This window comes from Chlorogloea sp. CCALA 695 (assembly GCF_003003885.1).
In the GTDB taxonomy this organism is placed as follows: domain Bacteria; phylum Cyanobacteriota; class Cyanobacteriia; order Cyanobacteriales; family Chroococcidiopsidaceae; genus Aliterella.
On the sequence record NZ_PVWN01000013.1, the window covers coordinates 39986 to 54469 of the forward strand.

At 43.0% G+C, this 14484-nt stretch carries 12 protein-coding genes; 1 reads left to right on the top strand and 11 read right to left on the bottom strand.

Annotated elements, in window-relative coordinates:
- Positions 1 to 92: 92 nt before the first annotated feature.
- The 7 genes from C7B70_RS09390 to C7B70_RS09405 form a co-directional block, all read right to left on the bottom strand.
- On the bottom strand, positions 93 to 2660 hold the full coding sequence (locus C7B70_RS09390; RefSeq protein WP_106368792.1) for a methyl-accepting chemotaxis protein: 2568 nt from the start codon (positions 2658 to 2660) through the stop codon (positions 93 to 95).
- Complete coding sequence (locus tag C7B70_RS09395; RefSeq protein WP_106368793.1) at positions 2657 to 3178, bottom strand: chemotaxis protein CheW; 522 nt, start codon at positions 3176 to 3178, stop codon at positions 2657 to 2659. Before C7B70_RS09395 ends, C7B70_RS09390 begins: the two co-directional genes overlap by 4 nt.
- Before the next feature lie 5 nt (positions 3179 to 3183).
- Positions 3184 to 3549, bottom strand: a complete 366-nt coding sequence (locus tag C7B70_RS09400; RefSeq protein WP_106368794.1) for a response regulator transcription factor — start codon at positions 3547 to 3549, stop codon at positions 3184 to 3186.
- A 515-nt stretch (positions 3550 to 4064) separates the two neighbouring features.
- Positions 4065 to 4202, bottom strand: coding sequence for a hypothetical protein (locus C7B70_RS26295; protein ID WP_158260477.1), 138 nt, complete (start codon positions 4200 to 4202; stop codon positions 4065 to 4067).
- 131 nt (positions 4203 to 4333) lie between these two features.
- Positions 4334 to 4480: a hypothetical protein gene (locus C7B70_RS26300; protein ID WP_158260478.1), complete on the bottom strand. Its 147-nt coding sequence runs from the start codon at positions 4478 to 4480 to the stop codon at positions 4334 to 4336.
- Between the two features lie 61 nt (positions 4481 to 4541).
- A complete protein-coding gene (locus C7B70_RS26305) occupies positions 4542 to 4703 on the bottom strand; it encodes a hypothetical protein (RefSeq protein WP_158260479.1) in 162 nt (53 codons plus the stop codon).
- A gap of 78 nt (positions 4704 to 4781) precedes the next feature.
- Positions 4782 to 5063, bottom strand: coding sequence for a DUF4388 domain-containing protein (locus C7B70_RS09405; protein ID WP_106368795.1), 282 nt, complete (start codon positions 5061 to 5063; stop codon positions 4782 to 4784).
- Positions 5064 to 5678: 615 nt separating this feature from the next.
- On the opposite strand from C7B70_RS09405, the gene hmpF reads away from it, so the two are divergent.
- On the top strand, positions 5679 to 7451 hold the full coding sequence (gene hmpF, locus C7B70_RS09410) for a pilus motility taxis protein HmpF (RefSeq protein ID WP_199192159.1): 1773 nt from the start codon (positions 5679 to 5681) through the stop codon (positions 7449 to 7451).
- Between the two features lie 13 nt (positions 7452 to 7464).
- Here the strand turns inward: hmpF and tilS are convergent, their stop codons facing one another.
- The 4 genes from tilS to C7B70_RS09430 all read right to left on the bottom strand — a co-directional run bounded on the left by tilS (position 7465) and on the right by C7B70_RS09430 (position 14451).
- The gene (gene tilS, locus C7B70_RS09415) at positions 7465 to 8442 is read right to left on the bottom strand and encodes a tRNA lysidine(34) synthetase TilS (RefSeq protein WP_106368796.1); all 978 of its coding nucleotides are present in this window, start codon (positions 8440 to 8442) and stop codon (positions 7465 to 7467) included.
- A 4-nt stretch (positions 8443 to 8446) separates the two neighbouring features.
- Positions 8447 to 10777: a hypothetical protein gene (locus C7B70_RS09420; protein ID WP_106368797.1), complete on the bottom strand. Its 2331-nt coding sequence runs from the start codon at positions 10775 to 10777 to the stop codon at positions 8447 to 8449.
- Positions 10725 to 12989, bottom strand: a complete 2265-nt coding sequence (locus C7B70_RS09425; RefSeq protein ID WP_106368798.1) for a polysaccharide biosynthesis tyrosine autokinase — start codon at positions 12987 to 12989, stop codon at positions 10725 to 10727. Before C7B70_RS09425 ends, C7B70_RS09420 begins: the two co-directional genes overlap by 53 nt.
- A 151-nt stretch (positions 12990 to 13140) precedes the next feature.
- A complete protein-coding gene (locus C7B70_RS09430; RefSeq protein WP_106368799.1) occupies positions 13141 to 14451 on the bottom strand; it encodes a glycosyltransferase family 4 protein in 1311 nt (436 codons plus the stop codon).
- Positions 14452 to 14484 lie beyond the last annotated feature (33 nt).

Consider the following 14484-nt stretch of genomic DNA (forward strand, 5'->3'; position numbering starts at 1 on the left):
GCAATAGTTTGATTTATGGGGTTTAGGTACGGGAGACAAAATAGTTGTGGGTGGGGAAGTTTTGAGGTTTTTGAGCCGGTTTCAAAACTGCCTTACACCTGGAAGCGATCGACAGAATGTAGCAAGTCTCCAGCTACTCCAGCCAAGCTTTGCAAGGAGCCAGAAACGCGCTGTGCTTCTTGAGAAGTTGCTTGGGCTGTTAGTTCTACCGATTGCACTACGGAGGCAACTTGACGAGAAGTCTCTGTTTGCTGGACTGTATCTGCGGTAATGGAGCGCACCAAAGTATCAATCCGATTGGATACTTGAACAATGTCATTGAGTGACTTCTTCGCTTGTTCTGCTAAGTTAGTTCCTTGAATAACCTGTTGAGTGCCTTCTTCCATCGCCGTCATTACTGAACCCGTTTCGGTTTGGATTTGTCTAACGACTTGTTCGATTTCTTTCAGGGCTTTGGCAATTCGATCTGCTAGTTGACGGACTTCATCGGCAACGATCGCAAAACCTCGCCCAGCGTCTCCGGCTCTGGCGGCTTCAATACTGGCATTAAGTGCGAGTAAATTAGTCCTAGAGGCGATTTGCGAGATCAAGGCAACAATTTTTGAGATTTCTTGCGATGATTCGGCTAATCTCTTGACTTTTCGCGTCGTTTCTGCTACGGTCTGTCGGATTTCCAGAATTCCTTCTACCGTCCGATCTACAGCTTCACCGCCTTTTTGGGCAGTAGCAGAAGCAGAACGGGCAACGGTTTCGGCTTCTTTGGCGCTTTCAGCTACCCGTTGAATCGCGTCGGTTAGCACTTGCACAGAGTTGAGGGTGACGGCTAATTGTTCTGCTTGGCGCAAGGCATCAGAAGATAAATCGCGGGCAAAAACCTCGCTATCAGTCGCTCCTTTATTTACTTGTTGGGCGGCAGTTTTTACCTGTTGGATAATTTCGCGCAGATTGTGAATTGTCGAGTTAAAGGAGTCGGCAACGGCTCCCAAAACGTCGGCGCTAACCTCCGCTCGAACTGTCAAGTCACCACGAGCGGCTCCTTCTACATCATCTAGGAGGCGAATTACTTGGCGTTGTAGTTCCTCTTTAGCTTGTTCTTGTTCTAAAGCTTTGCGTTGCGCTTCTCCCGTCGTCTCTGATAGCCCTTTGACCATGGTGTTGAAATTGGTTGCTAATGAACCAAATTCATCTTGAGAATAAACGGTAGCCTGGGCATCGAAGTTACCAGTACGCAGAACTTCAAATTGGGCTTTTAGATTCTGCGTTGTTTGACTGCGGTATTTTGCTGATTTCCCTTCTAAAACTTTAGTAGTTCCAAAACCTGCAAGTCCGGCGGCGACCGCCATAGCTAAACCGCTATTCCGTACAGCCGCGCGACTATCCACTGGAGATAATAGTTGTGCGCCTAAAGTTACGGCGGCGACGACTAAAGTAGAGACAAATCCTACTGTTACTGCCGTCAGGAAAGGTTTTTTTTCTGAACCCCCATTGTCCCAAAGATTTAACAAGCTACCAGTGTTCCCACTACTAGGGCTGTTAACTGCCATCGGTTCTGGCTGGTAGTTTGTGCCTGAAGAAGGGGAATTATTAATGCTAAATACTTCTCCTTCCTCTGCTGTCGTTTCTGGCAGAAAAAAACCACTGCTTAATTCATCATCATCGGGGAGCAAAAGCGGCTCTGACATATCTTCTAAAGAAGCTGAATCCGACGACGATCCATAGGAGCGAATTTCCTTTGCATCCTTGTAGGACATACTTAAATCAAAATCGCCCGTACGATTTTCGTCCATGTAGTCTAGCGCTGTGTCGAAACTTGGCGTATTTTCCCTAGCTTGTGGTGCTGAGTGAGAACCGTTTTGGCTTGAAAATCCGTTTTGGTGTGGTGTTGCTAAGTAGTCTTGCTCGTCATTGGCAATACTTTCTATGTTTTGGGAGTTGAGCAAATCAAGCTGCTCAAAAGCGATTCCTTGGGATAAGGTCTCTTGAGATGGCTTGCCCATCGTTAAGAAAGTTTGATCTTCACTACTATCGGATGGTTCCAGGTTCCCTTCAGAACTGAGGCTAAAACGCTCTGGCGTAAAAGGTGAGTTGTGGGCAGCTTCCGCTTCTTCTTGAGACTGGCTCCAAGCAAAAGGGTCAGCAGAGGTTTGAAAGTCATTGCTGGCTAAATTCGGGTCGTTTAGAGCCTGTGAGCTATCAAAAGGTGCTGCTAAGAAATTGTTGCTACTTTCGTCAAAGCTAAAATCAGTAAAATCTGCGGCTGGTGGTGAGGATAAAGAATTTTGGGGTTCAGCATTAGTTAGAAAGGTGTTTTCTAATTCTGGTTCTGGAGCAGTAGCCCGATTGGGTGAAGTATCTTGAGCTTCGTACTGCTCAACCGCTTCAAGACCGCTACTAGCGCAATCAATCAAGTCGCGATCGCTAGTTAAACTTATTACCTGGTGATATTGCTCTTTAGCTACGTTGTACTGCTCTAAAATGCAGTAAATGTGACCCCGTAACAAACGGCTGCTGGGGTCGGTGGGAAAATGCTCGACTAATCGGTCAACGAGAGTTGCCGCTTCTGGATAGTTGCCTTGAATATAAGCTTTTTGTGCCGCTTGATATTCTTGCTCGCGATCGTTACTTGATGTCATTTGCTCCTCTGCTTGCTGAGATTTCATGCGACCCATAGCCCACTTTGGATGATTGCTTTTTGATCCAGCAGTTGTAGGCTTTTGCTAGAAAGCTCATCTAGCATCCACTCACCTTGTACAAATCCGGTGGTACTGTCTGAATTATTTTGTTGTATTTCTTCTGCTTCTAGCCATTCCATCCCGACAATGCGATCGACGGCTAATCCGACCATGATGTCTTGTTGTTCGACGGCTATGACTGAAATTTCTGCTCGTTCGGTATTGAGCGCATTGGGTTCGTTTAGAAAGTAACTAAGGTCTGCTACCCAAATTACTCTACCGCGCAAGTTTAGCGTCCCCAGTAGCGCGTAGGGTGCGTTGGGAATTGGTGTAATGCGGTCTAAAGGCGCGGAAATTACTTCGCGGACTACCGTTGCTGGCAAAGCAAATTCTCGCTCTGAAGCTACGTAAAAACGCAGGTAAAGTTCGCCTTCTTTGTTTTCTAAGTCTTGAAACTCAGTTAAATGTTGCCTAGGCTTGCTACTGGTTGAGGTGTTGGGTTCCATAATGTTTAACCTCGGAGTAGTTGTTTGACAGTTCCGACCAATTCTTTTGGTTGAAACGGTTTGACGATATAAGCATCCGCGCCTTGCTTCATCCCCCAGTAGCGATCAAATTCTTCGCCTTTGGAGGAACACATGACGACTGGTACACCTTGGGTTTTGGGGTCGGTTTTCAGGCGACGGCAGACCTCGTAGCCATTCATTCTGGGCATAACAATATCTAGCACTACTATGTCTGGACGAAAAGTTTTGATTTGTTCCAAAGCTTCCATGCCATCGGTAGCGATCGCTACTACTAACCCACTACCTTTAAGGAGATCTGTAATCATCTCTCTTTGCGTAATACTATCTTCTACAACTAGAACTGTACTCATAATTGTTAATTTGCCTTTTGGTGCAAACGTTCTTGATTAAGAACGTACTACCATGACTTATCCTAATAACGTTTAATCAATTTAAGTCGCCAACTACTAAAATGGTTGCTTTTTGACTAAATAGTAGCAATGAAATTGTGCGGTTAATTTTTTATATAGGTTGTTATTTCATTGTACTTTCAAGTAATAATGTGCCTACAAGAGTAAATAGAAATTTTGAGAAAAGTTGAAACCCATAAATTAAATTCTCTCAAGTTTTGATGATTTCTCAGCTTTGATAGAAATTTAACATCAAGTTTTCAACTAAACTACCCAATAAACTTAACGCTACCGGGGCGATGTATCCAAGCGAAAATTCACTGAGAACTAACTTAAACTAAGTAAAAGTAAGCTTTAATATCGGTGAATTTACGGAGGAAATAGTCAGGATTGGAGGAGGAAAGAGGCAGCAATTTATTAAAGAATTGTTGAGCTTTCAATAATCCTACTGAAATTTAGATATTTCTCCAGTAATGTTAGTGATTGTTTTCCGTTAACTGGGCAACCAAATACTTTGTAGCTCCAAACAGTTGGGCTTTGATGCGTTGAATAAATAAGTTGCGGCTAAACACAATAATTGGCGTGTGGCAACGGGCGTTAGAGCGGCGGAGCATGGCACAAAAATCTAGCCATCTAAGGTCGAAGATGATGGCACTAAGTCGCAGAAAATTAAATCTTGTTTAAGTTCAAATAGGTAGCCTAAAGTGTTTTGAGGATCATCAAAAAAAACTACTTCAATTTTTTGTTAGTGCTGGCTAAAAGTAGCTTTGCTGACTTGATTTGTTGGGTCTGGATGAATGCAAGCAATTTCAGGAGTTTGTGCTGGAGAAAACTGCGAACTATCAAGACTAGAGAAGGTACGACTAGCAGTGGACAAACTAATTGCACCCAACTTTTTTGGCTCAAGGGATAAATAGCTCTAGCCACGGCTACAGGTCAATTGAGATGGAGGGCTAATTGCTGCAAAGAGGTTTAACCATCAGCCAATGCTGCAAATGATTAAAGGTAGAGGTGGGTAAGTATTGTTGCAACTGTAGCTCGTCAATAATTAGGGGACACTGAGCAAAGGAACTAATGTGGGGATGCAATTGTTTCCATTGTTGTACCTGCTGCATAATTTTTGTGACTGCGGAGCTAATTTTTAAGGTAGTTAATTGTGGTATTACTGGCTAGATATCAAAAATAAAAGTGCCTTAATGTAGACTAAGTAAGTCAAATAGCGTTTCTTGGATGATGCTATGAATAATAGTGCGTCCTTGACTTGGAGTGAGAAAGTTGTGTTTTAGTAGCGTCCACAAATAGGTATACTCCTGAATGTTATGGGTTTCAGCCCAGGAAAATTGCATATTGTCAATAATGTTACCAATTTGATAGCGCCGCAGGTAGTCGCGCAAGCGAAACAAGTTGGTATTGCTATCGGTAGCATATATAATTTGACCATTGAGGAAAAAGACAAACCAAGAGCGAGTTGGCAAAGACGGAAAACTGTGTAATTCTGGGCTTGGATCGATCTTGCGAAGGATTCGGTAATGTAGCTGCCGCTATAAGCTTCTACAAATAGTTTAATAGTTCTTTGACCTAGAATCAACTGTAAGATACTGCGGATATCGATTTCATTGAGGTTGCCTTGCATTTAACTAATCAATCTCCTGATTTTGGTTAGTGTAAATGTTTGAACTCATTTTGCCCAAGGTTAGACCAGAAGTGTAGGCTCGTCAAAATTTATTCAAGATTTTATGTGTTTAATCAGTAGTGTTGGCAAGAAGTTAAGAATAATAAATTGTCGGCAGCAGGAGCAAAGATCACCTTTGAGCCTCCTCACTTTCAACGCCGGATTAAGTTTGCCCAACTTTAAATTGATGGCGTTTCTCCGGCGCTGGGAGTATAGTTACTCATAGATAACGAATAATTTGCACAGGTTTAGTAGTTTTAGAGTTTATTTAGTGGATAGGATTGCCTCGATCAGTCCAAAATAGAAGTAAGGCAGTTTTGCTCTAGTAGTTTGCAAGCCAAGAACCATCAGAAAACTTTTTCATTTTGCTGTTCAACTAAGTTTAATGCAGACGGACTAAACGATTTTTTAGGCAAAGGTGAGCCGCCCCAATCGGGCATTAATTATATTTAAGAGGGCGATCGGCGTGCTGTATTTAGCAGAAGTACAAAAGCAAAAAAATAAGACTGGATTTATGGCATCGGCGAAAGCGGAATTAAGGTTGCTGGCGTATCAAAGGCCCGATCAAAGTTGGGCTGCTGTGCAGGGAGAAGAAGCGATCGCCGCCGAGGAAGCTAATAATTTTAATGTTGGGGTGTTAGTATTAGCTGATTTGAATGCCAATAGACAAGCACAGCAAATTCGCGAAGCTGGTCGACCGTTGGTAGGAATATTACAAGGTTTTTCCCGGCAGATGGAAAAAGCTAAAGGTCAAGAAGAAGAAATTGAGCAATGGAAACAGTCTCTAACTTATCAAAGTGAAGAGTTAAACCGCCGCAATACCGAGTTAGAGGGGCGGCTAGACGAGTTGCAACATATAGAAGATGACTTCGCACGTCTAGAAGGGGAGAAACAAGCCTTTGCGACCGCCCAACATAATGTAGAACAACTGCAAGGGGAAGTGGAGCGCCATCGCACCGAATTAGAGGGGGCTTGGGAACACTTGCGGGGAGAACAGCGCCGCTTGGAGGAGCAGCAAGGTACGGTGTTAGACGATAGTACCAAGCAGCAATTGCAACAACTGCTCGATCTTTTGGCAAATAGTGTCGCCCCCAAAGCAGCTTTAAAAGAACAGTTAAACGTTTCTATAGAAACCGTTGATAACCAACAAAATATCTTGAGCCATCATTGGCAACAATTCGAGCAGCAACGTGCTAACGCCGAACGCCAGCAAGCAGAAGTAGATAATCTTAAGTCAATATTGACTAGCCGCACAACCCAGTGGGAAACCGATCAAAAGGCTCTGGAGCAAGATTTAGTAAAACTACAGATGCAAAATTCTGCTCGCAATACAAAGCAAGAAGACGCGCAAATTCTCGGCATTAAGTTACGCAAGCAAGAGGAAATTTATCATCAATTACATCGATTAGTCGCTCCAGATAATCTTGATGAATCTCAAGAGGTGGATTTGAACGCGCTAGAGAATATGTCTTTAGAGGAGCTACAGCACGTAATTCAAGAGTTGCAAAGAGATTTGGCAGGTGCTTCGGGCTTTGTTAACGATCAAGAGGAAGAACTCAGACTTTTACAGCAAAATATTGATAACTTGCAAGGAAAGTTGAGCCAAGCTAGCGATAGCGATGTCTCTAGGCTAAGAACTGAAATAGCTGAGGAGCGAGACACCTATGAATTTTTAGACCAAACTTTAGTTGGTCAGCGTCAAAACTTGCAGGAGCGCAAACAAGTTTTAAATCAGCATCAGTCGGTACTGTGGCAGCGACAAGGAATTACGCCAGCGACTAAACAAGAGGACTATAAAAGTGATTTGAGTCCGATTATTGTGCAAATTGACTCAATTAAGCAGCAACAAGCAAAAGAACTACAAAAGCTGGAACAGGAAATTACGCAGTTAGGGGCGCACACTCAGCAATTGCAAGCAGATATCCTTAGCAAAACTAATTCGCAGCAAACTGTTCGCCAGGAGTTGCAAGAAATGGAGTCAAACTTATACTCTCAAGCTGCACTAACGGCGCAGTGCTGGGGTAAAGTCAATCTTTACGAAGAAATGCTGCAACCAATTCAAGATAATTTAGAGGAGTTAAAGCATAAGTTAAGGGCAATTTCGGCTAGTGTTGAAAACTTGCAAGTTCCTGACGAGCAAAGTCAAGTAGAGCAAATTCGGGACAAGTTGTTAAGTTCTGTGGTTCGTTAAATAAAAAGGCTGTTTAAGGTGAAATTAAAGAAATCCAGCCATTTTCTACCTTAGCCACTTCTCCTCCAGGAAAAGGATCGGTTTGGGCTTTATTAGGAGCAAAGATCAGGGCAATTAGTTTCTCAATTTGCTCAAAGTTAGGACTGCGATTAAGGGCTTGAAAAAGAAATTGGCGCAGGACTCGGCGTTGCAAGGCTAGGGGGGAAGCTTGCAGCACCTGACAATTAAGTTTTAGGAGTTCGTGGGGGTGACGGGCTTGGGCGTACAGTTGTTGGGCGGTAAGTTCTAGATACTCTACTTCACAATGCAATAGCTCGGCGGTTTGAGCTAGAGAGGTTTCTACTTGGGGGTTGAAGGATTGCAAGTAGGGTAATAGTTCGTGGCGGATACGGTTGCGTGCATATTTCAAGTCAAGATTGGTGCTATCTTCCCAGACGGGCAACTTCGTAGCTTGACAAAATTGGGCAGTAGCGGCTCTGGTAATTTGGAGTAAGGGACGAATTAGTTGGAGTCCAGAATCGAGCCGTCTCTGCCAAGAGAGCGCCTGCAAGCCATCGGCTCCGCTCCCACGAATTAAATTGTAAAGTAAGGTTTCCGCGCGATCGCTGCTGGTATGTCCGGTAACGATGTACTGGTAATTGTGGGCTAGGGCAATTTCACTTAAAGCCTCGTAACGCCATTTTCTAGCGGCGGCTTCGCTAGGCAAAGAACGGTCGGTAATAGCCCCGTAATAGGGGATTGACCAGGCGTTGGCTAGGTTTTCGACGTGGAGGGCGTTTGCCTCGGAATCGGTGCGCCACCGATGATTGCAGTGGGCAATCCCTAGCATCCAGCCCCACTTAGGTTGTAAGTCTAGCAAGAGTTTGATTAAGCATAGAGAATCTTGTCCCCCAGAAACCGCAACTAGCAACCGATCTTTGGGTAATAGATGGCGCACTTTCAGGGTACGGTGCAAAGTAGCATGGAGCGGTGTCCAGGGGGAGTCGCTCATGGTTTTAAAATTGAACTGGTAATAATAAACCTACACCAATAGCTAGATTATTATCAGCCCGGACTCGTAAAGTTTCAAAAGGTGAGGAGCCTACCCGATTAGTTAAATAAGCTTCTAATTGGGGGGTATTTTCCGCCATTCCAGGTTGCCAGCGCAAACCCACAGTCCAAGGAATAGCATTTTCTAGAGTATCGCCAGTAAAGGCATTGCCGTCACTTGTAAAATTAATTCCGGCTTCGGCGATCGCATTTAAATGTCTATTTAGCGCCAAGGAGCCACCCAAATTGAACCCCGCAAGTTGCAAGCCGTTACGTTGAATGTAGCCCAACGTAGGTGTAAACCAAACAGCACTTCCGCTTGTAAATTGATAATGAAAGGGGGCGGAAAGAGTAATAATAAATAATTCTCCCTCACCTTCATTACTAAAAGCAAACCCGCCTTTATCTAAGTTTCTTTGCTCAAACTCATTGCGATTGTTATTGATCAGGTTAATCAGGACGTTGTTTGAGCGTGCTAAGGTAGCCACACCGCTCAAAGTAAAAGGATCGCCATCAGCTTGATCCTGAAATCTAATTTTGCCACTAAAACCAAATTCTGATTCGTCTATGATGCCGGAAATATAGTCAAGAAAAATTCCAAATTCCAAGTCGTCTAATAGTCCGTAGCGCAAAGAAGTCAATATTCCTTGGCTTCCACCAGCAAGATTAAGAACGGCTTTGTTACTAGCAACTGTACCGCCGTCTAAAAAGGCAAATCCAGCTTCACTACTAGGTTGTGGCTCCTGAGTTGTGCCACTTTGGGCGTAGCTGCGATTCGCACCTGTAACTCCTGGTAAAAATGTTACGCCTAGACCCAAAGACGTATAAGCGCGATCGCCTACCACAGACATGGCTCCAGTATTGCCTAAAGTGTTAGAAACAAATAAATCGGTAGCTAACCGAGGATTAACTAGGTAGCGCAAGCCTGCATTAAAAGCTACTGTACGAGCCGGAAGTCCGGTTTCGCGGTTAATGGAATTATTGCCTGTAAAGGGGACAAAGGCATCGCCCCAAAGTAAAAGTCGGGGTAAGACGCGATAAGTTAGACCCCCAGCGACACCAAAAGTTGTCCCAAAGGAGCCAGAATCGGCGACGGGTGGCGTACTAAAATACAACGCATGGCTGTCAGGCAAAAAAGCAATTTTTGGGGATAAAGTCAACGAGGCGCGATCGCTCAGTGAAACTGTATAAGGTATTTCTAAAGAAGTAACCAGCCCGCTATTTCTCCCCTGGCCTGTGATCGCTCCTGTTGTAGCATTTGTAAACCTGTAAGGTCGTCCTTGCAAGCCTGTAGAAACAGCAATTACCCCACTAACAGCTTGATTTCCCGATGAATTTTCCCAAATTCTATGTTTGCCTTGAAAAGTAATTTCTTGAAAGAAATTCGGGCTAGTACCATCGGCATTAATTCTTTTGACATCAAAGTTCCCTTGACGACCAGGGCCAGAGTTATCAACGGTTTGAGCATCTACCGTTAGTTCTAGGTTATCGGTTACGCCCCAAGTAAAACCAATTGTTGGCTGACCTGTCAAGCCAGTATCACTAGCATTTCCCGCCGGAAAAGATTGGCGGTAACGGGTATTAACTAAAATTTCTCCTTGATTTAGTTGCTCGGCGGTGGTCAATACCGGGTGACGAGTATGCAAAGGCGATCGCGGTGTCTTGTTGTTGCTGGCTTGGGCTAATTTTGGTGGGGCTGTTGTTGCTGGCAATACTTTTGTGCTATTAACCGCCGGAGCATAGGCAATTTCTCTTGCCATCTCGATTAATTTTTGCGGCGCTCCTGACTGGGTAACGGTATAAGTTTGCTCTTGTTGCTCCCATAAAATTGATGAAAGTTCGGGAGTGGTTAATAGATAACCGCGCAAATTTTTACCTAGAGCAACTGGTGTTGCCAATTCTTGATTATTCTGGTCTAATTTGCGATTACTTACGCCAACACTTCCTACAAAACAGGACTTTATTTGCTCTGGACAGTCAAATATATTGACTTCTACAGTAGATTGATTTGCGGAAATAACTCTAATAAATCTGTCATCCGGTGAACCTAGGCGATCATTGAACCAATTTATTGATGGCAGGCGAATTGCCCATCCGGGGGGCAGACTGCGGCTGACAATCTGTGACCACGAATTACTAACAGGGGTAGCAGAGACTTCAAGCGCACTGCCTACGATACTTAAAGCTGATGCTATTAGTAGCCAAGAGCGTAGATCGGTTTTATATTTCACTTTATTTAACGGTTCATGAGTTAACGCTAGGAGTACGGGCTTTGTAGTAGTAGTAATTGTAGGCATTACCGCTATGTTTTCTCACGCCATTTACGACCAATCCCAAGACATTAGCGCGAGAAAGTCTTAAACCATCTAAAGCCTGTCTGACCACAGCCCGGTCAGTTTTAGCCATTCTGACTACTAGCACAATTCCGGCGGTATGAGTCGCTACTATACTGCTATCGGCTAGACCTAGAATTGGCGGCGTATCGTAAATTACTAAGTCAAATTCTGTCCGCAATTGAGCCATAATATTCTGCATCTTTTTAGATGAGAGCAGTTTAATAGGGTCAGGCGGAATTTGACCTGACGTGAGCACAAATAAGTTATCCCCTAAAGGCGATCGCTGAATTGCTTCGTATATCGGTAAATTAGTGGAGATAATATTGCTTAGTCCTTGTTCGTTGGGCAAGCCTAGGCGGGCATGAACCTGAGGTAGGCGCATATCCGCATCTACCAGTAACACTTTTTGCCCCATGGCGGCGGCGGCTTGGGCTAGTTGCACCGATACTGTGGATTTGCCATCGCCTTTTTGGGCGGAAGTAACAACTAATGAATTTATGGGTGTGTCGGAACCCAAGAAGTTGATATTAGTATGCAGAGAGCGAAAAGACTCCACAAAAGGAAAGTAAGATTCATTTTGGGTGCTACTCATACTAGGCAACACCAATTTATAACCTTCGGCTTTCTTCTCTACCTTTGCCTGAGCTAAAGGTGCAAGTTGCTTAAGACCCTTATTAAAAGGAATTATCCCCAGTAGCGGCAATTTTGTTAAATCTTTGAGGTCTTCAGGAGTATGAAATACATTATCTAACCTTTCCGCTAGTAGCGCCGCCGCCATTCCGGTCATAACTCCGGCGATCGCCCCGAGTATCAAATTGCGTTTAATATTGGGGGAAATGGGTTCTTTTTCTAATTTAGGAGCGGCTATTACCTGCCAAGGTATTTCATTTTGGGCATTTTCTATTTGTAAAAATTCGCGTTTTTCTAAGAATCGGTTTAAGCTTTCTGTTGCTACTTTTAATTCTCTTTGCAAGTCTGTATACTGACGAGCTAAGGTTGGCAATTGCTCAACGGAGTTATTTAATGTATTCTCTGCGGTGCTAATTTCTGCTAAACGTACTTCTAAGCCAGAAATTTTTGTTGATAGTTCTACTAATTTATTACCTAATATCCGTTGCGCTTCTGCCCTTAATACTGGAAATAAGTTCTCACGTTTATTACGCAACGATACCATATTTGGGCTGTCATCTTGAAATCTCGTTGAATCTGCCCCAATTTGACTTTCTATATCTCGCAACTGTCCTACTAATTTTTGATATACGGGGGCTTCTTTGAGTGCTTGAGCAGTATCGGATCGTTCTTGAGAATTTGTCGCCGCATAAAATGCTGGATTATCAGCTAGCGCTGCCCCCGATTGAGCTTGAAAACTTGCGTACAACGAACGGGTTTCTGCTAATTCTTTTTGTGTCTCTAAACGCTGTAATTGGACGTTATCGACTTGCTCGGATAATTGCTGTGCCTTAACTTCTGGATCTATAAAATTATATTGTTGCCTAAATTGTTGCAGTTGCTTTTGCAGGCTATTGACTCGCAATTGCAATTCCGGCAGTTGGGAATCTACAAAATCAATACCCTTTCGCAGATTGATTTGTCGCTCTTGGAGGCTATATTTTAAATAATCTTTGGCTAACTGTTGCAGCACGAACTCAATTTTTTCTTTTTCGGTATCTTGGTAGCTGATATCTAAAATATTTGTTTTTTCAAAGCGTTCAATAGTCGTCGCTTCTATCATGGCACTGTAGTCAATATCAGGGTATTGCTGAGATAGTTGCCTAATAATTGGAGCCATCAATTCGGGACTGAGTAATACTTGAATTTGCGTACTGTAATCTAAACCACTTTGCTGCAAATTAGGATTTACACCAGTAATTTGTGTTAATCCTTCTAATTTATTTTCTTTAGTTACAGGTTCAACTAACAGCCTAAAAGTACCTTCGTATTTAGGTTCCTGACTAAAAGTCCAAAATCCTATCCCCACAGCAATAGAAATCGCTACACCCGAAATCACCACAATTCGACGGCGTACTATTACAAGTAACTGCCGCAAATCCAAGTCATCGCTCGCTTGGTTAAAATTGCTTAGTGAGGAATCTGTATAAACTGGCTGTGATGACTGTGAATGTTTGCCATTTTTTTCAAAGTTTAATGGCTGTGTTCGTTGTTGCTCTTCCATAAGTTAGCTACTAATTAGCGATCCGGTGAAGGACAAATTTTTTGTGGTTGGATTCAATTACAAATTTCAATCAGTTTAACGTTCAATGTCTTCTTTTCCCGTATTTTCTGGAATAAACCTCACGCTGGCTACAGAATTTGCCTTAACTGCACTATTTGAGTTTTTCTGGTTTTACTGCCAGACGCAACAATTTTGAGTACTCAAGAGCAATAATTTCTGGAGTGAAATTAGATTCTAAGTATTCTCCCCCCGCCATACCCATGTTCAGGGCTAATTCTCGATCTTGAGCAAGGCGACGAATAAATATTGCAAGTCCCGTTCCGTCGCCGTTATTAAAAGTTGCGCCGCAGTTAGCTTCTGATAAAAGTAATTTTAAGTAAGAATGGGGTTCGCAAATTGCCGCTACAGGACGACCTGCCGCTAAGATACCATAAAGTTTACTCGGTGCTACTAATCCTTCCATTCCCGAACTAATGCTAACTAAGGATAAATCGCAGGCTGTCAGCGAATGAGGTAAAACGTGTTTCTCTTGGTAGGGTAAAAATCGACAATTAGGCAAATCTTGTTGGACACAGATTTGCTGTTTTGCTCCACCGCCAATAAACACAAATTGAATGTCCTCATTTTGAAGTTGTTTGGCAGCGCTCATAATTGTATCCATTTCATGGCAGCGACCCATGTTTCCTGAATACATTACTGTAAATTTATCTACTAAGTCGTGTTTTTGAGCAAACCAGTTGTTTTGTTTGGCAAGGGGCATAATCCAGTCTGGGTTTGCCCAATTGTGAATTACAGAAATTTTGTCTTTAACTTCTGGACACTTTGCTATGACTCGCTCTTTCATAGTGGAACTCAACACTACAATACTTTGTGCTTGCCGCCAAATTTTTTTATTCAGCCAATTCCAGCTTTGTACTAACCAGTTTTTGGGAGAAACTACGTTTAGTTCGACGGCAACATCGGGATATAAGTCATAAATCAAACATACGTAAGGCGTACCGAAGCAACGGTTAGCAAGATAGCCCAATACTTGCAGAAAAGGTGGGGCGGTGGTAATTAGTAAAATATCTCCTCTACTAGCAGATTTTATTAAATGCAATCCTGATCGCAGGCAAAATAAAATTCCGTTGATAGCTTTACCGCGAATGCGTGAATTCCACAGTCTAGCTGTACGACTCCGCCTAATAAATAGTTTATCTACACGCTCTTTTAGGGGAGCAGATTCCTTTTTAAAAGCATAGCCTGGTTGTCCTGTAAATACTTTTACATTAATTCCTAGCTTTCCTAATTGAATCGCTAATTCTTCAATTAATTGACCTGTGGCTGCATAGTCTGGAGGATAAAATTGGGTAAAAATGGATAATTTAATAGCATTATGCAGTTCGTCGGTTTTATTGTCTTTTTTTTGCTTTACTACTTTCAGTTTCGTTGGAGCAGGTTTTGATAAATCTTTCTCTAGCATCCGCAACTTCCCAGCGCTCGATTTTTTTTAATG

Coding starts and splice junctions, on each gene's coding strand:
- C7B70_RS26305 (WP_158260479.1), bottom strand. CDS start 4,703: ATGCAGCAGGTACAACAATGGAAACAATTGCATCCCCACATTAGTTCC.
- C7B70_RS09400 (WP_106368794.1), bottom strand. CDS start 3,549: ATGAGTACAGTTCTAGTTGTAGAAGATAGTATTACGCAAAGAGAGATG.
- C7B70_RS09430 (WP_106368799.1), bottom strand. CDS start 14,451: ATGCTAGAGAAAGATTTATCAAAACCTGCTCCAACGAAACTGAAAGTA.
- C7B70_RS09390 (WP_106368792.1), bottom strand. CDS start 2,660: ATGAAATCTCAGCAAGCAGAGGAGCAAATGACATCAAGTAACGATCGC.
- C7B70_RS09420 (WP_106368797.1), bottom strand. CDS start 10,777: ATGCCTACAATTACTACTACTACAAAGCCCGTACTCCTAGCGTTAACT.
- C7B70_RS09395 (WP_106368793.1), bottom strand. CDS start 3,178: ATGGAACCCAACACCTCAACCAGTAGCAAGCCTAGGCAACATTTAACT.
- C7B70_RS09425 (WP_106368798.1), bottom strand. CDS start 12,989: ATGGAAGAGCAACAACGAACACAGCCATTAAACTTTGAAAAAAATGGC.
- C7B70_RS26295 (WP_158260477.1), bottom strand. CDS start 4,202: ATGCTCCGCCGCTCTAACGCCCGTTGCCACACGCCAATTATTGTGTTT.
- tilS (WP_106368796.1), bottom strand. CDS start 8,442: ATGAGCGACTCCCCCTGGACACCGCTCCATGCTACTTTGCACCGTACC.